The organism is Streptomyces sp. VTCC 41912, assembly GCF_045799175.1.
In the GTDB taxonomy this organism is placed as follows: domain Bacteria; phylum Actinomycetota; class Actinomycetes; order Streptomycetales; family Streptomycetaceae; genus Streptomyces; species Streptomyces albulus_C.
The window spans coordinates 13,565-31,466 of the sequence record NZ_JBJMAB010000020.1 but is presented as its reverse complement, the minus strand read 5'-3'; the positions used below and the strand labels follow the sequence as shown (position 1 = coordinate 31,466).

The window sequence follows — 17,902 nt, the reverse complement described above, 5'->3', positions numbered from 1 at the left end:
TCAGCGACCGCTGGTCGTCGTCCCGCCCCGCTCGTCCCGGATCTCCTGCACCACCCGGGCCGCCGTCTCCCGCACCGCCTCGGTCTCGGTCAGGAAGTGCCACCAGTCGGGATGCCGGCCCTCCAGCCCCTGGACCGCGCGGTCCAACCGGGCCACCGCCTCGTCCAACGGCCCGGCGTGCCGGGGGTCGGGCGTGCTGCGCCCGGACATCGCCAGCCGCTGCGCGTCCCGGACGGCGAAGCGGGTCCGCTCGACCTCCTGCTGCCGGTCGGCCGCCACCGCGTCCAGCCGCCGCAGGCGGTCCCCGGCCGCCGACACCGCCTCGTCGGTGGTGTTGAGCAGCGCCCGCACCGTCGCCAACCGACTGGTGGCGTCCGCCCAGCGCTGTTCCGTGCGGGCCTGCCCGGCCTCCTGGAGCGCGGCCCGCGCCCGCCCGACCGATTCCACCGCCTGCTCCGGCACGTTCTGGAGGTCCTGCCAGCAGGCCGCGCTGTACCGCCGCCGCAGCTCGCTGAGGACCGGGGCGACCTGCTGGGCACGGGTGGTGATGGCCTCCGCGCGGGTGCGCAGCGACACCAGCCGCTTGTCGATCTCCGCGGCGGTCGCCGGCAGCCGCTCCGCCTCCGACCGGATCGCCCCGGCCTGCCGCTGCACCTCCTCCGCGCGCTGGATGGTGGCCGGCACGCCGTGCTGCCCGGCCCCCTGGTTCAACTTGGTCAGCTCAGGACCGAGCGCCGCCAGCCGGGCCGCGAGGTCGTCCGCCCGCAAGCCCTGCCCCCGCACCGCGTCCAGCGCGTTGCTCGCCGCCAGCAGCGCCTGCCGGGCCTGCTCCACGGCCGGAGCCACCCGCGCCAGCTGCGTCTCGGCGTTCTGCAGCAACGGCGTGAGGCTCTGCGCGAACCAGTCCAGCTCCCCGCGGACCCGTTCCAGCTCCTCCCGCGCCCGGGTCAGGTCGGCCCGGGCCCGCGCCAGCGCGGCACCGTCGACGTCGTCGCGGTCGAGGTCATGGGAGTCGACCGCCGTGATGTACCCCTGGCTGACCTGGTCGATCCGCTGTCCGAAGCTCTCGTACTCCACGGCGGCCTGCCGGGCCCGCTGGGAGTCGTCGACCGCGGTGATCGTCTCCACCGAGATCCGCAGGTCCCGGTGGGTGCTGTCGAGCTCGTAGAACGCCGCCGCCGCGGCGTCCTTGGCGGCCTGCGCATCGGCCCGCTGGTTCTCCCCGCGCCCGAACCAGCGCCGGGTCCCGCCCCCGGCGAACGCCATCGGCGCCACCGCCACCAGCAGCGGCAACGGCAGCAGGACCAGCCCCACCACGTCCCGGACCGCCCGGCGCGCCTGGCCCCCGCGGGTGCGACGGCGGATCCCCCGCCCGGACGGCCGCGGCTGCGGCTGCATGTGTGTCGCCGTCACATCCCTCTCCCGATCGGATCGCCCCAGGACCGGCTGTCATTCTCCCACCCACCCCAACGAACATCCCGACCGGTGAGTTCACGCGCACCCCACCACCCCACGACCACCCACCCGCGAACGCCCCACCGCCCCGGTTCCACCCCTTGATCACGGGTTTGCGGTCCCGGCCCCACGGCAAGGTAGTCTGTCGGCTCGACCGGGGCGCATAGCTCAGCGGTAGAGCGCTGCTCTTACAAAGCAGATGTCGGCGGTTCAAATCCGTCTGTGCCCACCAGCCAAAACGCCCCCGCGGAGACCTCTCCACGGGGGCGTTGACGGTGGAACTCGACGGCAGTCCCCACTCTCCGGACGCCCCCGCCCCCCGCCGACGCCGCGGGAGCCGGTCCAGGTGCCCCACCGCCTCCCGTCGCGAGTCCTCCGAAACGTGGGTGTACACGTTCATGGTCACCGCGATCTGCGAGTGCCCCAGGATCTCCCTCACGACGCGCGGCGGGACATCGGCGGGCGATGAGCAGGGTGGCGCAGCCGTGGGGCATCGGCGGCCGCCTGGTCGTGGGGGCGAACGCCCGCCCCGTCGAGCCGCGGACCGTCGCGTACTTCTTCCGCACGCCTGCCGGGTGCGAAGATCGGGACTCACCTTTGATCGGGGGACGTGGATGAGCGTGCTGATCAGGCCGGCGAGGGCGGCGGAGGCCAAGATCCTCAGTGACCTGGCGCTGCGGTCCAAGGCACATTGGGGTTACGACGCCGAGTTCCTGGACGCGTGCAAGGACGAACTCACTGTTGATGCGGGGGAGGTCGCACGGAGGCGCGCCATGGTGGCTGACAGGGACGGTCACGTCCTGGGATTCACGACTCTTGAGGGAGAGCCGCCCACCGGCACGCTGGGCATGATGTTCGTCGAGCCCCAGGCCATCGGCCAGGGAATCGGCCGCCTGCTGTTTGAACGGACCGTCGCCGCCGGACGTGAGCTGGGGTTCGCCCGACTCACGATCGACGCCGACCCCAATGCCGAGCCCTTCTACCGCGCGATGGGCGCAACGCGTATCGGAACCACCCGCTCTGGCTCCATCGCCGGCAGGGTGCTGCCACAACTGGTCATCGCCATCCAGAGCTGACCCGGCGCCGGTTGGCAACAGCAGGAGGAAGCCTCTGTCGTGGGGTGGGGAAGCGGCGAGGCATTCCTCGGCCTCGTCGTTCGGGGCGCCGTCGCCGTACCCCGCGTTCATGGCCGCCCGCGCCGGACGTGCGCTCCGGCCCGAGGAGCAAGCCGAGTACGAGCAACTGCGCACCGCCTGGGCCGATTTCCGCCACCCCAGTCGACTCCGAGCAGCACGCCGAAGTGGTTTTCCGTGTGACGCGGTCCGGTCCCGGAGCGTCGCCGCCGGGGAGGATGGCGGACGCGGCGAGGGGGGTGTCGGAGGGGGCATCACATGGCGCAGCAGGGGGCCGTCGTGGTGGAGGGCGTGGACGGATCGGCCGCGGGGCGGGCCGAGTTCGCGTTCAGGGTGATCTATGGCGAAGCGTTCGCCGAGCCTCCCTACGGCGAGTCCGAGGACGACGTCGCCGCCGCCTTCCGCCGTTTCCCCTCCCAGGTACGCAAGCCCGCGTTCCGCGCCGCCTTGGCGCGCGGCGGGGGCGGCGAGCCGGTCGGCATGGCGTACGGTCACCCGCTCGCCGCCGACACGGGCTGGTGGGACGAGCTGACCGAGCCGGTGCCCGAGGAGTGCGACGGGAGGACGGGTGCCGCACCTTCGGGCTGATGGAACTCGCCGCGCGCGGACCGTGGCGCGGGCAGGGCATCGCGCGGCGTCTGCACGCCACGCTGCTCGACGGCATTCGGGCCGAGCGGGTGCTGCTGAACGTCCACCCGGGCAGCGAAGCGGCGACGGCCGCCTACCGGGCGTGGGGGTACCGCAAGGCCGGCGAGGCGCGGCCGTGGGGAACGGGCGCCGACCTCCATGACGTGATGCTGCTCGACCTGGGCGGGTCCGGGGGCATGTCGGCGCACATGGCGGCGCAGTGCGGCGGAGGGGGAGCCGGCCGTGAGCGTTTGTCGGCGCCGATGGCCGTACCGGTGTTTCCCGTGGCCGGTCCGGCCCCGACCTCAAGGCTCCGCTGAAGGCCCAGGGCGTGGTGCACCTCGTCCACCGGACCGACGGTGGTTTCGCCGGGTTTCTCCTGGCCGGTTGAGCAGCCCGGCGGGCCGCTGTGGTGGGCAGCGGCCGCTTTCCTCGGCCCCCGATCCGTACCGATCGGGGGCCTTTGGTGTTTCTGGGGGGATGTGTAGGGTGGGAATGACTTGAACTTTCAAGTAAATTGTTGAGGAGTGCTCGGCCGGCGATGCGATCGGCCGGTCCGTCGCGCGGTGCAGTGGATGCGTCGCGCGGTGCGGTCGCTCCGGCACGCGACATAGAGGAATGAGTTTTTGTCATGACAACCCCCCACAGCATGTCCGGTCTCGATCGGCTCGGCGGCGCGGTGCGGAACGCCCCCTCTCCGCACGGCTACGCCGTCGGCCTGCTCCTGCTGCGGCTGGTCCTCGGGCTGACCATGGCGGCGCACGGCAGCCAGAAGCTGTTCGGCTGGTTCGGCGGTCCGGGGCTCGACGGGACCGGCAAGTTCTTCGAGGCGAGCGGCTACCCGGCGGGCAAGGCGATGGCCGTGTGCGCCGGGCTCACCGAGACGCTGGGCGGGCTCGGGCTGGTGCTCGGCCTGCTGACGCCGCTCGCCGGCGCGGCGGTGGTCGGCACGATGATCAACGCGTTGGCGGTGAAGTGGGGCGGCGGCTTCTTCGCGCCCGAGGGCGTGGAGTACGAACTGCTGCTCGCCACCGGCGCGGCCGCGCTGGCGCTGACCGGGCCCGGCCGCTACGCCGTCGACCGCTTCCTGCCGGGCCTGCGCGCGCACCGGCTGGCCTACGGGGTGGGAGCGCTCGTCCTGAGCGTGGTGCTCGCGGCGGCCACGCTGCTGATCCGGAAGTGACGCCGGGGGCCGCCGGGGCACGGGCGCGGTCCGGGCCGTGGCGGCGGGCAACGACGGGGGAACGGCGGGGGAGCGACGTGCGGCGTGACGGAAGAGTGGAGGCGTGATGGCGGTTCGGCGGCTGAACCATGCGGTGTTGTACATCCGCGAGGTGGCACGGTCGGTGGCGTTCTACACCGAGGTGCTGGGGTTCACGGTGGACGTGGAGATTCCGGGGCGGGCGGCCTTCCTGAGCGCGCCCGGTTCGGACAACGACCACGACCTGGGCCTGTTCGCGGTGGGCCCCGATGCCCCGGGGCCGGAAAACGGCCGGATCGGGCTCTACCACCTGGCCTGGGAGGTCGGGACCCTCGGTGACCTCGCGGCGATCGCGGCGCGGCTGCGGGAGCGGGGCGCGCTGGTCGGCGCCACCGACCACCTGGTCTCGAAGTCGCTCTACGCCCGGGACCCGGACGGCAACGAGTTCGAGGTGATGTGGCGGGTGCCCCGGGCGGACTGGCCGGGCGCGGACGAGGCGGACCGGCTGCGGCCGCTCGACCTGGCGGCGGCGCTGGAGCGCTGGGGCCCGGACCTGCTGACCGGCGCGGCGGCCGGCTCGGCCACCTGAGGCGCGGCCCGCACGCGCACCGACCGCGTGGCGCGACCGTTCCCCACGGGCAGTGGGGACGGCCGCGCCACGCGGTCGTGGCGTTCCGCGGGTGCGGGTGCGGGTGCGGGTGCGGGGGCCGGGACTAGGGGGCGTCGGGCCCCTGCGTGCGGGGCGCCGGGAGGGCGTCCGCGGTGGCCGGCGGGTCCTCGGCGCGGGCGACCCAGCGCTTCTCGACGCCGCCCAGCCGCCAGTACGCCAGCGCCGCCGCCCACACCACGACGAACAGGCCGACGATGACGAAGCCCACGTTGTTCAGGTCGAGCGAGGAGATCCCGCCGGTCAGCGGGTCGTCGAGGCCGAGCTTGTCGTGCAGGACGGTCACCAGCTCGATGGTGCCGATGAGGAACGCGACCGCGATCGACAGCCCGGTGATGGTGAGGTTGTAGTAGACCTTGCGCACCGGGTTGGCGAACGCCCACTGGTACGCGAAGTTCATGAACGTGCCGTCGAGGGTGTCGAACAGGCTCATCCCGGCGGCGAACAGCAGCGGCAGGCAGAGGATCGCGTACCAGGGCAGGCCCGCCGCGGCGCCGCTGCCCGCCATCACCATCAGCGTCACCTCGGTCGCGGTGTCGAAGCCGATCCCGAAGAGGAAGCCCAGCGGGTACATCTGGCCGGGGCGGCTGATGGACTTGGTGAGCCGCCCCAGGATGCGGTTCATGAAGCCGCGGGAATCCAACTGGGCTTCCAGCTCCCGCTCGTCGTACGTGCCGGCCCGCATCGCCCGGAACACCTTCAGGATGCCGAGCAGGGCGACCAGGTTGAGGGCCGCGATGAGGTACAGGAAGGTGCCGGAGACGGTCGTGCCGACGAGGCCGAGCGTCTGGTGCGCGCGGGAGCCGTCGCTCATCAGCGTGCCGGCGAGTTGGGCGCCGCCCGCCACCAGCGCGGCCATCACGACCACCACGCTGGAGTGGCCGAGGGCGAACCAGAAGCCCACCGAGACGGGCCGCTTGCCGTCGGCCATCAGCTTGCGGGTGGTGTTGTCGATCGCCGCGATGTGGTCGGCGTCGAAGGCGTGCCGCATGCCCAGGGTGTAGGCGGTGATGCCGAGCCCGGCACCGAACACCTGGCTGCCGACGGTGTAGTGGCCCGGCACGACCAGGAGGAAGAGCACGCCGAAGGCGACGACGTGCAGTGCCGCGATCACGGCCATCAGACCCGCGGTGCGGACCGTGTCGCGACGTTGCCAGCGGAACGACCCGGGGGAGCCGGGTATGCCGAGGAGGGGGGACTTGCGGGACGAAGGGGAATCGTCCGGGGTATCAGTGGACAGGGCCATCCGGCCATCACGCTCCAGCACCTCGTGGATGATTTCGTGAGATGCCGTGGCCGGTCTCCTGGCTTACGGGTGCCCGCGTCCGCCCCGCCTTCCCGGCCGCAGGCTGCGGTCAGTGGCGCCGTGCGCGCGCTGGGCGCGCACGCAGAGGGGCGGAAACTCCCCGATCACAGTGGCGAGGGCCGCGCCGGCTTCGGACACGAGGTCCAGCACCGGTCTTCCCGAGCACCACGGCCCGGTCACTGTAGCGGGCACCGGTGAGAACCGGCCACGCCCGGTGGCCGGTGCGGGCCGCCACCGGGTGCCGGCGGCTCGGATCACAGGGCCAGGGCGGAGAGGAACGTGTGCAGTTCGTGGTCGAAGAGCGGGGTGTTCTCCAAGTTGACCATGTGGCCTGCGGCGGGCACGCGTATCCGGCGGGCGCCGGGGACCGCGAGCGCTATGGCGTGGGCGTTCGCCGAGATGTCGGAGGAGTCGAGGTCGCCGTCGAGGACGGTGGTCGGCACCCGGATCTCGCCCAGGCGGTCGAAGGCGCCGACCTCCAGGGGCATGCCGGCGCCCGCACCGTCGGCATGCACCTCGACATTGGCGGACGCGGAGGCGCGCATCCGCTCCCGGAAGCCGGGGTGCACGACGGACGGCGTGCGGTGCGGCCCGTCCACCCACATCCGCAGGAAGTGCTCCACGAACCGCTCGACGCCGTCCGGTGCGTCGATCGCGGCGACCTGCTCCCGGATGTGCTCCAGCAGGAAGGGGTCGGTGAAGGCGCGACCGCTGATGCCGGGGGAGGCGAGGAAGAGGGCCGTGACCCGGTCGGGGTGGGCGAGCGCGGTGTCCAGTGCCACCCGGGCGCCGTGCGAGAGGCCGACGAGGACGGCGCTCGGTATGTCGAGTGCGTCCAGCAGGGTCACCAGGTCGTCGTGGTTGGCCCAGTCGCCGGCCACCGTGGAGGACAGGCCGTGGCCGCGGAAGTCGTAGCGGACCACCCGCAGCCCGGAGTTGACCAACCAGGCGAACTGCTCGTCCCACATGTGCTGGTCGAGCATCCCGTCGTGCAGGAGCACCACCGCGGGGCCGGAGCCGGCCGACTCGTAGAACAGCTCGCCGTCGTCGACCGGCACGGTGTCGTTGTCGATCTCGGACCATGCCTGGAAGTCGTGGGTCATTCTGCGGGCCGTTCTGTGCGCGTGGGGCGGTCGGTCGGACGGGTGGGCACCGCTGGTCGGTGACCCGTTCGAGACGGTATGGGGACCTGTGCGGTGACCGGGGCGGCGGTGTCCCGCTCTTCGGGATCGCCGCTTTCCTCCGGGGGAACGCGCGAGCCGTCCGCCAAGTGCCGGAATTCCTCACCGATCCGGTCCAGCACCCGCAGCGCCGTGCGGACCTCCCCGGCGGACAGGTCGGCGAGCCCGCGGCGGAGTTTCCCCGCCTCGGCCTCCTGGACCCCGCGCATCATCGCCGTGCCCTCGTCGGTGAGCCGGATCAGCGACGAGCGGCGGTGCGCGGGGTTGGCGGTCGTCACGACCAGGCCCAGCTCCGCCGCGTGGTTCACCCAGCGCTGCACCGGCTGGCGGTCCAGGTCGAGGGAGCGCGCCAACTGCGGCACGGTGCGCGGCCCGTGGGCGCGCAGCGCGTCGAGGAGGGTGCGTTCGCCGGCGGTCAGGCCGGTGCCGTCCAGCGTGCGCTCCGCCGCGCGCACGATCGTCCGTTGCAGCGGCCGCAGCCGCCGGATGACGTCGTACAGCAGCTCCTCGGCGGTCTCCGCAGCCCCGTGCGCACCCCCGTGCGCACCCCCGCCTACATCCCCCTGTGCGGCTTCCCCTGCGGAATCCCCGCTTTCTTCTCCGACTTCCTGGGCTGCTTCGGCCTTTTCGGTCTCTCCGGCTTCTCCGGCTTCTTCAGCAGCTCCTGCTACGGCCGCCGTGGTGTCCCGCCTCGCGTCTCGCCCCATGGTCCCCTCAGCCCCCTTCATGTCCCGTTCCCCTTCACCCCGATGACACCCTTGCTGTCATGATGACATCCGCGATGTCATTTCGGAAGGGGTGTTGAGGCGCCGGCGTCGGTCGGTGAAGTGCCGTGTGGCGGGGCGGAGTCGGGCGGGGTCAGTCGTCCAGCGGGGGCGGCGCCTCGTCGTCGGTGAAGGAGACGACGAGGTCGGCGCGGGGGCGGGTGGCCGCCACCAGGCGGGCGTTGGCCTCGTCGGAGGTGCGGACGAAGTCCTCGGCGTCGACCCGCAGGCGGCCGAACCGCTCGTGCCGGTCGATCAGCCGGTGCACCCGCTCCTGGGCGTCCAGTTCGATGTACCACGCCTCGTCGAGCAGTTCGCGGATCCGTGCCCAGGGGTCGGAGTGCAGCAGGAGGTAGTTGCCCTCGGTGATGACGAGCGGGATGTGCGGCGCGACCGGGATGCTGCCGGCGACCGGCTCCTCGATGCGGCGGTCGAAGGCCGGCGCGTAGACGGGCGTGCCGGGTTCCGGGGAGCGCAGCCGGGTCAGCAGGGCGGCGTAGCCGGCCGGGTCGAAGGTGTCCGGCGCGCCCTTGCGGTCCGTGCGGTCCAGGCGGCGCAACTCCGCCTCGGCGAGGTGGAAGCCGTCCATCGGCACGAGCACGGCCTGGCCGGTCAGCTCCGCCGCGAGTCGGACGGCGAGGGTGGACTTTCCGGCGCCCGGCGGCCCGGCTATGCCGAGCAGCCGGCGCCGGCCGGGCGTCGCCGAAGCGGCGAGCCGGCGGGCCCGGGCCACGAGGTCGTCGAGGTTCATGATGGGTCCATCGTGCCTGATGGGCGGGGGTGCTCGCCCGGTGGTCGGGGAGGCCGGGCGGCCGGCGTCCGATTCCGCCCGGTGTGCGGCCGGCGGCATCGCCGGTGTGCCCCTCTTCGCCCCCGGCCTGCCTCCCCTGCCCGCCTCCCCGGCCCGCCCACGACGGCGTCCGCCGGCCGACGTCGAGCGCGTCCGCGCCGCCGTCCGGGGTCCGGGCCCCGCTGGCCGTCGGGCAACAACGGCGGCCGGGAGGGGCGGAGTTCGGGCGCGGTCGGGCCCGGTTCCGCGGGGTGGGCGCCCCTGTGGGCGCTACCCCGTCAGTCCGCCGCGCCCAGCCGCCACAAGGAGGTGACCTCCGCGGCCCGGGCCACGTGGAGCGGGTCGGCGGCGTCCTGGGCGCGCGGGTGGCGGGGGGCGATGTCGAGCCGGTCCAGGACGGTCAGGCCGCCCTCGGCGAACGCGTCGAGGAGTTCGGCGTGCGGCCGCAGACCGAGGTGTTCGGCGAGGTCGGAGAGGATCAGCCAGCCCTCGCCGCCCGGGGTCAGGTGGTCGGCGAGCCCGCCCAGGAAGCCGTGCAGCATCCGGTTGCCGGGGTCGTAGACCGCGTGCTCCACGGGGGAGGTCGGCTTGGCGGGGACCCACGGGGGGTTGCACACGACGAGCGGGGCGCGGCCGGCCGGGAAGAGGTCGGCCTCGACGATCTCCACCTGGTCCGCGACGCCCAACCGGGCGGTGTTCTCCCGGGCGCAGGCCAGGGCGCGCGGGTCCTGGTCGGTGGCGATCACCCGCCGCACGCCGCGGCGCGCCAGCACCGAGGCCAGCACGCCGGTGCCGGTGCCGATGTCGAAGGCCAGCTCCCGGCCGGGCAGCGGGGCCTCGGCGACCAGGTCGACGTACTCGCCGCGGGCCGGGGAGAAGACGCCGTAGTGGGGGTGGATCCGGTCGCCGCCGAGGGCCGGGATCTCCACGCCCTTGCGGCGCCATTCGTTGGCGCCGATCACGCCGAGCAGCTCCCGCAGGGACACCAGGACGGCGGTGCCGGCGGTGCCGGCGGTGTCGGTGGGGGCGTCGGCGGGCGGCCCGGCCACCTCCTGCGGCGGGCCGAAGGCCCGGGCGCACGCCTCGCGGACGTCGGGGGCGCGGTGCAGCGGCACGGCCAGCTCCGCGTCCAGGGGGACCAGCAGCATGCCGAGGACGCGGGCGCGCTGGTTCTGGGCGGCGCGGTGCAGGTGGAACGCCTGGGTGGCGTCGGCGGGCGGCGCCTTGCGCGGCCGGCGGTCGACCCGGCGGGCCAGCGCGGTCAGGAGCTGGCGGGCGTTGTGGAAGTCGCCGCGCCACAGCAGCGCGGTGCCCTCGCAGGCGAGCCGGTACGCCTCGTCGGCCCGGGTGCGGTCGTCCGCGATGACGATCCGGCGGGGTGGCCGGGCGCCGTTCTCGGAACGCCAACGGGCGGTACGGACCTGGTCGTCCTCGGTCCATTCGACGACCGGGGGGTGGTTCACCGCGAGTGCCTCGTGTCAGTGGTTCGGATCCGCGCCGGGAGCGGGGAGGGGCGGGGTGGGGACGTTCGACTCTACTCGGTGCCGGCGCCGGGACCTTCGTCCCTGTGCGCTCCGTCGGCGCCGGGGCAGGATGGGTCGTACGGCGGCGTAAGCGGACGCACTCGGGTGTACTCGTACGTACCGATGCTTAGCCCCGCGCACCGAGGCATAACAAGACGTACGCGGTCCTCAACGGTTCATGGGTGGAGGCATGTATGGGCACCTCGCCGGTCATCGTCGGTGTGGACGGATCCCCGGACAGCGAGCGGGCGTTGCGCTGGGCGGCGGACGCGGCCCGGGCGCGGTCGGCGCCGCTGCGCGTCGTCCACGTGTGGCCGTACGCCACCGCCGAGCGGGCCGCGGCCGGTGAACGGGGCGGCGACGCGGTGCTGGCCGGTCTCGCGGACCGGCCGTTCCTGACCGCGCTGCCGGAGGTGGAGTTCCGGGCGCTCAGTGGACTGGCCGACACCCTGCTGCCCGCGCTCGGCGCCGAGGGGCAGCTGCTCGTGCTGGGCTCGCGCGGCCGCGGCGGGTTCGCCAGCCTGCTGCTCGGCTCCAACGGCCTGGCCTGCGCCGCCCGGTCCGCCTGCCCGGTCGTGGTGGTGCCGCGCCCGGACCGCGCCGGCACCGAGCGGGGGCCGGACGGCGAGGCGGTGCCGCCGGCCGACCGACAGGTGACCCTGGGGGTGGACGCCGCCTCCGACGAGCCCGCGGCGATCGGCTTCGCGTTCGCCGAGGCCGAGCGCCGGGGCGCCCGCCTCCGGGTCGTCTCGGGCTACACCTGGCCGATGCTGCTGCCGCCCGCCTTCGAGTACGCGGCGGTCTACGAGTCCACGCAGCCGGAGTACGAGGACGCGCTCGCCCTCCAACTGGCGGACGCGCTCGCCCCGCACCGGGCGCGCCACCCCGGGGTGGAGGTGGCGGTGCAGTTGCGGGCCGAGGACGCCGCGGGGCAGTTGGTGGCCGCGTCCGTGCGGAGCGATCTGGTGGTGGTGGCCCGGCACCGGCGCCGGTTGCCGGTCGGCCCGCGGCTGGGGTCGGTGGCGCACGCGGTGCTGCTGCACGCGGTCTGTCCGGTCGCGGTGGTGCCGGAGACCCCGGCGGACGACGCCGACACGGAGGGCGGCGGCGGGTAGGTCGCTCCCGGGGTGTCGGCCGGCGGTCAGTGCGTGGCGGTCTCGCGCTCCGGGCGCCGCATGAGGTACACGGCGACCGAGCCCGCTATGAAGAGCGCCAGGACGGAGAGGGCGGTGCTCATCCAGGACGCGCCGAGCCAGTGGCCGCCGAAGTAGCCCAGGCTGACGCTGTACGCGGCCCAGGCCAGGCCGGCCAGTGCCGACCAGGGGAGGAACTCGCGGATCGTCCGGTGCGCCACGCCGGCGCCCAGGCTGACCACGGAGCGTCCGGCGGGCGCGAAGCGGGCCAGTACGACGATGCCGCCGCCACCCCGGGTGAGCGCCGTGCCCAGGCGCTGCTGGGCGGCGGCCAAGCGGCGGGAGCGCCCGATGGCGCGGTCGAAGCGGTCGCCGCCGCGCCAGGCCAGCCGGTAGGCGACCAGGTCGCCGAGGACCGAGGCGGACGCCGCGCAGAGCACCAGGGAGGCCATTTCGGCCAGGTGGTTGCCGTGCGGGACGGAGGCGGCGACATCGGCGGCGGGGCCGTAGCCGGCGGCCGTGGTGGCCGCGGTGACCACCAGGACCCCGCTCGGCAGGATCGGGACGAAGACGTCGAGGACGACCGAGAGGCCGACGATCACGTACACCCAGGGGGTGCCGCTCAGCGACCCCAGGCTCTCCACCAACGTCTTGCTCCCGGTCCGGACCCCGCCGCGACGTCGCTCGGCGCGGCAGGGGCGGCACTACAGCCATACAGCGTACGCCTGGCCGAAAAGTGCGCCCGGGCCGGGGCGGGAAAGCGGTCCCGCCCCGGCCCGGGCCCGGTCGTCGGTGCGGACGTCAGACGGTGCTCGCGGCGCGCTCGGCGACCGGCGCCGGCTCCTGCGCCGAGCCGTTGGAGAAGAGCCGGTCCAGCGCCCAGGAGCCGGGGCCGGTGAAGACGATCAGCAGGAAGGCCCAGCAGAACATCGCGGCCGCCTCGCCGCCGTTCTGGAGCGGCCACAGCGCGTGCGGCTGGTGCATCGTGAAGTAGGCGTACGCCATCGAGCCGGAGCTGACGAACGCCGCCGCCCGGGTGCCCAGGCCCAGCAGCACCAGGAGGCCGCCGGCCAGCTGGATGACCGCGGCGTACCAGCCGGGCCAGGTGCCGGTCGGCGCGGCGTGTCCGGTGCCCATCGCGCCGCCTAGGACGCCGAAGAGCGACGCCGCGCCGTGGCAGGTGAAGAGCAGCCCGACGACGATGCGGAAGAGCGCCAGGGCGTGCGGCGTCGATTTCTGGGTGAAGGAGTTCAGGGGAGCGGACATGAGGTGACTCCTAGGACTTCGGGGACGTGTGCGGGCGCGGGGGACGTCGCGCCCACGGGGTCCTGTAGATTAGGCGCACCTAACTAATGCTTGCAAGTTCAACATTCCGCGTGAAAGCGGGAGCTATTGGTCCGAACCAATGAGATTTGAGGCGGTCTTTGCGGCACGCAGTGCCGCCCGCGCCACCGCGTCGGTGTCGGCCAGCGTGACCGAACCCACCCCCGGGCGCGCCCCCGCCGCCGTCACCCAGTGCACGCCCTCCGTCGGTACCCCGACCGCGAACCGCCGCGGATGCGGCCGGCCGTCCGCCCCGATGAGGTGGTACGGGCTCGGCGACACGTCCAGGCCGCCGGTCTCGTAGCCGTCCGCGGCGTGCGGCCGGCAGCCGCCGTCCGCCAGCAGCCCGGCCAGCAGCACATCCCCGGTCCGCCGCAGGTCCGGCTCCGGCAGCCGGGCCTCTATCAGGGCCCCGGCGGTGACGCGCGAGCCCGGGACGGCCGGGGAGTGGGCCGTGAAACCGGGCGCGGTCCCGTCCGCGCCGGTCGCCCGGACCTCCATGCCGGGGCCGACGACCTCCAGCACCCCCGCCTCGACGAGGGCCGTCATCTCCGCTATCCGGCGGCGCGGCGGCCCGATCGACAGGAAGGCGTTCAGCGGGGTGTACCAGCGGTCCAGGTGGTCGCGGCGGGAGGCGCCCGCCAGGCCGCCGTGGTCGACGATCAGCCGCAGCTCGTTGCGCAGGTCCCGCAGCACGTCCAGGGCCGCCTTCACCGGGCCGGCCACGTTGCCCTGCCGGGCGTGCGCGACGTCGGCCCGCAGGCGCTCCAGCAGCCAGGCGCGGAACGCGGCCCGGTCGGCGAACGGCCCCGTCGGGCACGGCCGGGTGGTCCGGTCCCAGTCCCAGCGGTCGGCGGGCGCCAGGCCGAAGGCGTCGAGCACCGCGGCCTCGCCGGGGTCGCGGTGCGCGCTGCCCAGGAAGCGTTCCCGGAAGCGGTCCCGTTCGGCGTCGGGCAGGCCGCCGCGGCCGGTGGCGCGGCGCGCCAGCAGCGCCTCGTAGTAGACCGCCTCCACCTCCTTGGCCACCAGCGGCCAGACCTCCGTCAGGAAGTCCGGTGGGTCGCCGGCGTCCGCCCGCTTGCGGAACGCCGCGATCACGTCCGCGGTGAGCAGCAGCGGCAGGTGCCGGCCGTGCGCGCCCTTCGCGTTGTCACCGCGCGCGTGGTACGGCACGCCGCGCCGCGAGCCGGCGTACAACCGGGGCTCGCGCCCCGACGGCCGGTAGGCCAGGGCGCCGTCGGGACCGGTGGTGAACCGGCCGCCGCGGCCGGCGGTCAGCAGCGCCAGGTGGTCGAAGAAGTTCAGCCCGAGGCCGCGCAGCAGCACCGGGCGGCCCGCGGGCAGCGCCGCCAACTCGGCGGTGAGGTCGGCGGGGTTGGCGGGCGGCAGGTAGTGCAGGCCGTGGGTGGCGGCGTGGTCGGCCAGGCCCCGCTGGCCGGCGTCCGGGCGGGTCGGCAGGTGGCCCTGGGCCAGCACCACGGCGCCCAGTCCGGACAGCGTCCGACCGTCGTCGAGGGTGAGCGCCTGGGTGCCGTCGGCGGCCTCGGCCAGGCGCACCGCGCGGGCCCGGTGCGCCACGACCCGCACCCCGTCGGGGGCGGTGCGCACCGTGTGCCGGAAGACCCACTCCAGGTAGCGGCCGTACAGCGCGCGCCCCGGATAGTCGTCCGGTCCGACGTCGCACCCGTCCCAGTCGTGCAGGCTCGGCCCGGTGCGGATCGGCCCCGCGCACTCCACGCTGGCGTCGGTGAAGAGGGTGACCTGTGAGGCCACGGTGTTCATCAACAGGTCGGCGGGCTGGTCGGAACGCCACACCTGGCCGGCGCCGGGCGGGGCCGGGTCGATGACGTGGACGGTCAGCCGGGTGCCCGGCGCCAGCTCGGCGGCCGAGGCGCAGATCCGCTCCAGGACACTCGTCCCGCGCGGACCCGCCCCGACGACGGCGAGGCGGGCGGGGGGACGGTCGGCGGGGTGGGCGGCGGCCACGAGCGGCTCTCCCTGGGGCGGCGGACGACCGGCGCGCGGGACAGCGCTCCGGCCGTCGAAGGGCGGACGACGGCAAATGTGCGCCCCATCATCACCGTCCGAGGCGCCGCCACGGCACCCGGGTGCGCAAAAGATTCGGCCGGAATCCCAGGCGGGCGGGGCGCCGGTGGCGGCGAACCGCACCGCATCGGCGCTTCACCGGCAACGGACGCATCGGGCCGGGAACCCGCCCAAAACCCTCCGCAACCGTCCGAGGCGCCGTGCCCGGTGCCCCGCCCGACGGCTCAGCAGCCGTCCAGGATCTTCTTCAGCGCGGCCTTCTCCGCCTGGTCCGCGGTCAGCCCGTAGGTGTGCTTGACCCACACCCACATCCGGGCGTACTCGCAGTGGTACGACGCCTTAGGCGGCAGCCACTCGGCCGGGTCCTTGTCGCCCTTGGCCTGGTTGACGTCGTCGGTGACGGCGATCAGTTGGGAGTGCGCCAGGTCGTTGGCGAACTCCTGGCGGCGCGCGGTGGTCCACTGGGCGGCGCCGGACTTCCACGCCTCCGACAGCGGGACGACGTGGTCGATGTCCAGATCGGACGCCTGGGTCCAGGTCGCCCCGTCGTAGGCGGAGACCCAGGTGCCGCTCACCGCGGCGCAGCTGCCGTCCTGCTGGACGTTCCTGCCGTCGCGCTTGAGCACCACCTCGCGGGTGTTGCAGCTGTTGCCCTGGTCGATCCAGTGCGGGAACTTGTCGCGGCTGTAGCCGTCCTGGGGGCCCTCGGCCTGCTCCTTGAGCTGCCCGAGGTAGGTCCGCGCGGTGGCGGCACTCGGCGGAGCGGGCGGGGCGGCCTGGGCGGGCGGTCCGCTCAGGATGAGGGTGCAGGTCAGGGCGGCGGTCGTGGCCGCGATGAAGGACACGCGACGCGCGTAGCCCAGTGGCATCGGAACTCCCTTGGGATGGGGGGAAGTTGACGTGCGCTCGGGCCCATGGTGGGCGCGTGGGGTTGCCGGCGCATGGGCTCCGGGTGACAGCGTGGCGACATGTGCACGTCACTTCAAGGGTTCGGGCGTCCCCCCCCGCCTACAGTGGTCGGGTGCTGCTGCCGGTCAATCCCGTCCTCGGCGTCGTCCTCGGCGTCCTCCTGCTCGCCGCGGTGGCCGTCGCCGCGCTGGCCCGACTCGGCCACGCCCGGGCCATCGCCCTCGCCGGCGTGCGCGCGGCGGTGCAACTCGCCGCCGTCTCCTTCCTCATCGGCTGGGTCGTGCACGTCCTGCCCGCGTTGCTGTGCTTCCTGCTCCTGATGTGCGCGGTGGCGGTCCGCACGGCGGGCCGGCGGATCACCGCCAACCGCACCTGGTGGTGGGCCGCGGCGCCGATCGCCGCGGGCGTCCTTCCCGTCGTCGGGGTGCTGCTGCTCACCGGCCTGCTGCCGCCGCGCGGGCTCGCCGTGATCCCGGTCGCGGGCATCCTGATCGGCGGCGCGCTGACCGCGACCGTCCTCGCCGGGCGTCGTGCGCTGGACCAACTGGAGCTGCGGCGCGGGGAGTTCGAGGCCGGACTGGCCCTCGGGCTACTGGACCGGGAGGCGCGGATGGAGGTGGCCCGGCCCGCCGCGTCGGACGCCCTGCTGCCGGGCCTCGACCAGACCCGGACGGTCGGGCTGGTCACCCTCCCCGGGGCGTTCGTCGGCATGCTGCTGGGCGGCGCCTCGCCCGTGCAGGCCGGCGCGGTCCAACTCTTCGTCCTGGTCGCGCTCCTGGCCGTGCAGGCGGTCGCGTGCGCGGTGGTGCTGGAGCTGATCGCCCGCGGACGGATCCACCGCGTGCCGACGGGGCGCTGACGCCGCCGGCGCTTCCCGGCCCCGACCCCGGGCACGCCGACGGCCCGGCGGCTTGCGGCCGTCCGGGCCGGACAGGGGCGCCGGTGCGGGCCTCAGGCGCTGATGCGGACCGCGATCCCGCCGTCCACCAGCGCCTCGACGCGGATCTGGGTGAGGTCGCGGACGTGCGCGGTGGGGGCGAACCGGGCGGCCCGCTCGCCGACCCCGACGACCCGCATGCCGGCGGCCCGGCCGGCCTCGATGCCCGCCTCGGAGTCCTCGAAGACCAGGCAGTCCTCGGGTGCGAAGCCCAGCTCGGCGGCGCCCTTGAGGAAGCCCTCCGGGTCCGGCTTGCTGGCGCTCACCGACTCCGCGGTGATCCGCACCTGCGGCATGGGCAGTGCGGCCGCGCCCATGCGGGCCTCGGCCAGCGCGATGTCGGCGGAGGTCACCAGGGCGTGCGGCAGCCGGGCGAGGGCGGCCATGAAGGCGGGGGCGCCGGGCACCGGCACCACGCCCTCGACGTCGGCGGTCTCCTGCTCCAGCATCCGCCGGTTGTCGGCCAGGTTCTGCTCCATCGGGCGGTCCGGCAGCAGCGCCGCCATGGTGGCCCAGCCCTGGCGCCCGTGGACGACCTGGAGCACGTCCTCGGCCGGCAGTCCCTGTTCGACCGCCCAGCGCCGCCAACAGCGCTCCACGACGGCCTCGGAGTTCACGATGGTCGAGTCCATGTCCAGCAGCAGGGCGCGGGTTATGAGCGTGGTGGTGGCCGGCATCGGCGGGCTCCTGGGCGCGGTGGGGCTGGCAGCTGCGCTGTCAGGGGGCGGAAGGACACAAGCGGTCCCGCCCGCCGGTCAGGGAGTGCGGGCGGAACCACTTTGTTTTCTCACGATACAAAGAGGAGTGGGCCACCGCCAACCGCTCTCGCCTCCGAACGGCATGGGATTCGTCACGGCCCGGGGGACATGTCGCCCTTCGAGGAGCCCTCCGACGGCGCGCGCCGCAC

Annotated in this window: 16 protein-coding genes, 1 tRNA gene, 1 pseudogene and 1 riboswitch; of the genes and pseudogenes, 7 read left to right on the top strand and 11 right to left on the bottom strand. The window is 74.3% G+C overall.

Translation table 11 applies throughout. The features are described 5' to 3' along the window. The gene (locus ACJ6WD_RS25140) at positions 1-1,413 is read right to left on the bottom strand and encodes a hypothetical protein (protein WP_376558878.1); all 1,413 of its coding nucleotides are present in this window, start codon (positions 1,411-1,413) and stop codon (positions 1-3) included. 199 nt (positions 1,414-1,612) lie between these two features. Between ACJ6WD_RS25140 and ACJ6WD_RS25135 the strand changes: the two genes are divergently transcribed. The 5 genes and pseudogenes from ACJ6WD_RS25135 (at position 1,613) to ACJ6WD_RS25115 (ending at position 5,005) form a co-directional block, all read left to right on the top strand. After that, a tRNA-Val gene (locus tag ACJ6WD_RS25135) sits at positions 1,613-1,687 on the top strand. Positions 1,688-2,069: 382 nt separating this feature from the next. Next, complete coding sequence (locus ACJ6WD_RS25130) at positions 2,070-2,531, top strand: GNAT family N-acetyltransferase (RefSeq protein ID WP_407616539.1); 462 nt, start codon at positions 2,070-2,072, stop codon at positions 2,529-2,531. A 315-nt stretch (positions 2,532-2,846) separates the two neighbouring features. Then, positions 2,847-3,397: pseudogene (locus ACJ6WD_RS25125) on the top strand (GNAT family N-acetyltransferase); the annotation flags it as partial. Positions 3,398-3,846: 449 nt separating this feature from the next. Then, the gene (locus ACJ6WD_RS25120) at positions 3,847-4,398 is read left to right on the top strand and encodes a DoxX family protein (RefSeq protein WP_016574622.1); all 552 of its coding nucleotides are present in this window, start codon (positions 3,847-3,849) and stop codon (positions 4,396-4,398) included. 106 nt (positions 4,399-4,504) lie between these two features. Continuing rightward, positions 4,505-5,005, top strand: coding sequence for a VOC family protein (locus ACJ6WD_RS25115; RefSeq protein ID WP_016574623.1), 501 nt, complete (start codon positions 4,505-4,507; stop codon positions 5,003-5,005). 124 nt (positions 5,006-5,129) lie between these two features. On the opposite strand, the gene ACJ6WD_RS25110 is transcribed toward ACJ6WD_RS25115, so the two are convergent. The 5 genes from ACJ6WD_RS25110 to ACJ6WD_RS25090 all read right to left on the bottom strand — a co-directional run bounded on the left by ACJ6WD_RS25110 (position 5,130) and on the right by ACJ6WD_RS25090 (position 10,587). Further along, positions 5,130-6,329 carry a HoxN/HupN/NixA family nickel/cobalt transporter gene (locus tag ACJ6WD_RS25110; protein WP_374206877.1) on the bottom strand — a complete coding sequence of 400 codons (1,200 nt, stop codon included), beginning with the start codon at positions 6,327-6,329 and terminating at the stop codon, positions 5,130-5,132. 30 nt (positions 6,330-6,359) lie between these two features. Then, positions 6,360-6,574: riboswitch (cobalamin riboswitch) on the bottom strand. A 69-nt stretch (positions 6,575-6,643) separates the two neighbouring features. Beyond that, positions 6,644-7,492, bottom strand: a complete 849-nt coding sequence (locus ACJ6WD_RS25105) for an alpha/beta fold hydrolase (protein WP_233660866.1) — start codon at positions 7,490-7,492, stop codon at positions 6,644-6,646. Then, positions 7,489-8,277: a MarR family winged helix-turn-helix transcriptional regulator gene (locus ACJ6WD_RS25100; RefSeq protein ID WP_407616538.1), complete on the bottom strand. Its 789-nt coding sequence runs from the start codon at positions 8,275-8,277 to the stop codon at positions 7,489-7,491. The genes ACJ6WD_RS25105 and ACJ6WD_RS25100 overlap by 4 nt, the downstream gene beginning before the upstream one ends. A 151-nt stretch (positions 8,278-8,428) precedes the next feature. Then, on the bottom strand, positions 8,429-9,085 hold the full coding sequence (locus ACJ6WD_RS25095) for a nucleoside/nucleotide kinase family protein (protein WP_020929849.1): 657 nt from the start codon (positions 9,083-9,085) through the stop codon (positions 8,429-8,431). Between the two features lie 317 nt (positions 9,086-9,402). Beyond that, positions 9,403-10,587 carry a methyltransferase gene (locus ACJ6WD_RS25090; RefSeq protein ID WP_407616537.1) on the bottom strand — a complete coding sequence of 395 codons (1,185 nt, stop codon included), beginning with the start codon at positions 10,585-10,587 and terminating at the stop codon, positions 9,403-9,405. A 254-nt stretch (positions 10,588-10,841) separates the two neighbouring features. Between ACJ6WD_RS25090 and ACJ6WD_RS25085 the strand changes: the two genes are divergently transcribed. Then, the gene (locus tag ACJ6WD_RS25085) at positions 10,842-11,762 is read left to right on the top strand and encodes a universal stress protein (RefSeq protein WP_376558574.1); all 921 of its coding nucleotides are present in this window, start codon (positions 10,842-10,844) and stop codon (positions 11,760-11,762) included. A 26-nt stretch (positions 11,763-11,788) separates the two neighbouring features. Here the strand turns inward: ACJ6WD_RS25085 and ACJ6WD_RS25080 are convergent, their stop codons facing one another. The 4 genes from ACJ6WD_RS25080 to ACJ6WD_RS25065 form a co-directional block, all read right to left on the bottom strand. Further along, on the bottom strand, positions 11,789-12,427 hold the full coding sequence (locus tag ACJ6WD_RS25080) for a DedA family protein (RefSeq protein ID WP_037633540.1): 639 nt from the start codon (positions 12,425-12,427) through the stop codon (positions 11,789-11,791). 154 nt (positions 12,428-12,581) lie between these two features. Next, positions 12,582-13,046 carry a DoxX family protein gene (locus tag ACJ6WD_RS25075; RefSeq protein ID WP_407616536.1) on the bottom strand — a complete coding sequence of 155 codons (465 nt, stop codon included), beginning with the start codon at positions 13,044-13,046 and terminating at the stop codon, positions 12,582-12,584. A 123-nt stretch (positions 13,047-13,169) separates the two neighbouring features. Continuing rightward, positions 13,170-15,089 (bottom strand): FAD/NAD(P)-binding protein, encoded by a 1,920-nt coding sequence (locus ACJ6WD_RS25070; protein ID WP_331248428.1) that lies wholly within the window; start codon positions 15,087-15,089, stop codon positions 13,170-13,172. A 284-nt stretch (positions 15,090-15,373) separates the two neighbouring features. After that, a complete protein-coding gene (locus tag ACJ6WD_RS25065; protein ID WP_233660859.1) occupies positions 15,374-16,018 on the bottom strand; it encodes an HNH endonuclease family protein in 645 nt (214 codons plus the stop codon). A gap of 152 nt (positions 16,019-16,170) precedes the next feature. Here ACJ6WD_RS25065 and ACJ6WD_RS25060 point away from each other — a divergent pair, with 152 nt between their 5' ends. After that, on the top strand, positions 16,171-16,917 hold the full coding sequence (locus ACJ6WD_RS25060) for an ABC transporter permease (RefSeq protein WP_233660858.1): 747 nt from the start codon (positions 16,171-16,173) through the stop codon (positions 16,915-16,917). Positions 16,918-17,009: 92 nt separating this feature from the next. On the opposite strand, the gene ACJ6WD_RS25055 is transcribed toward ACJ6WD_RS25060, so the two are convergent. Next, positions 17,010-17,672 carry an HAD-IA family hydrolase gene (locus tag ACJ6WD_RS25055; RefSeq protein WP_044375110.1) on the bottom strand — a complete coding sequence of 221 codons (663 nt, stop codon included), beginning with the start codon at positions 17,670-17,672 and terminating at the stop codon, positions 17,010-17,012. Positions 17,673-17,902: the final 230 nt, after the last annotated feature.

Coding starts and splice junctions, on each gene's coding strand:
- ACJ6WD_RS25130 (WP_407616539.1), top strand. CDS start 2,070: ATGAGCGTGCTGATCAGGCCGGCGAGGGCGGCGGAGGCCAAGATCCTC.
- ACJ6WD_RS25120 (WP_016574622.1), top strand. CDS start 3,847: ATGACAACCCCCCACAGCATGTCCGGTCTCGATCGGCTCGGCGGCGCG.
- ACJ6WD_RS25115 (WP_016574623.1), top strand. CDS start 4,505: ATGGCGGTTCGGCGGCTGAACCATGCGGTGTTGTACATCCGCGAGGTG.
- ACJ6WD_RS25110 (WP_374206877.1), bottom strand. CDS start 6,329: ATGGCCCTGTCCACTGATACCCCGGACGATTCCCCTTCGTCCCGCAAG.
- ACJ6WD_RS25105 (WP_233660866.1), bottom strand. CDS start 7,492: ATGACCCACGACTTCCAGGCATGGTCCGAGATCGACAACGACACCGTG.
- ACJ6WD_RS25100 (WP_407616538.1), bottom strand. CDS start 8,277: ATGGGGCGAGACGCGAGGCGGGACACCACGGCGGCCGTAGCAGGAGCT.
- ACJ6WD_RS25095 (WP_020929849.1), bottom strand. CDS start 9,085: ATGAACCTCGACGACCTCGTGGCCCGGGCCCGCCGGCTCGCCGCTTCG.
- ACJ6WD_RS25085 (WP_376558574.1), top strand. CDS start 10,842: ATGGGCACCTCGCCGGTCATCGTCGGTGTGGACGGATCCCCGGACAGC.
- ACJ6WD_RS25075 (WP_407616536.1), bottom strand. CDS start 13,046: ATGTCCGCTCCCCTGAACTCCTTCACCCAGAAATCGACGCCGCACGCC.
- ACJ6WD_RS25065 (WP_233660859.1), bottom strand. CDS start 16,018: ATGCCACTGGGCTACGCGCGTCGCGTGTCCTTCATCGCGGCCACGACC.
- ACJ6WD_RS25055 (WP_044375110.1), bottom strand. CDS start 17,672: ATGCCGGCCACCACCACGCTCATAACCCGCGCCCTGCTGCTGGACATG.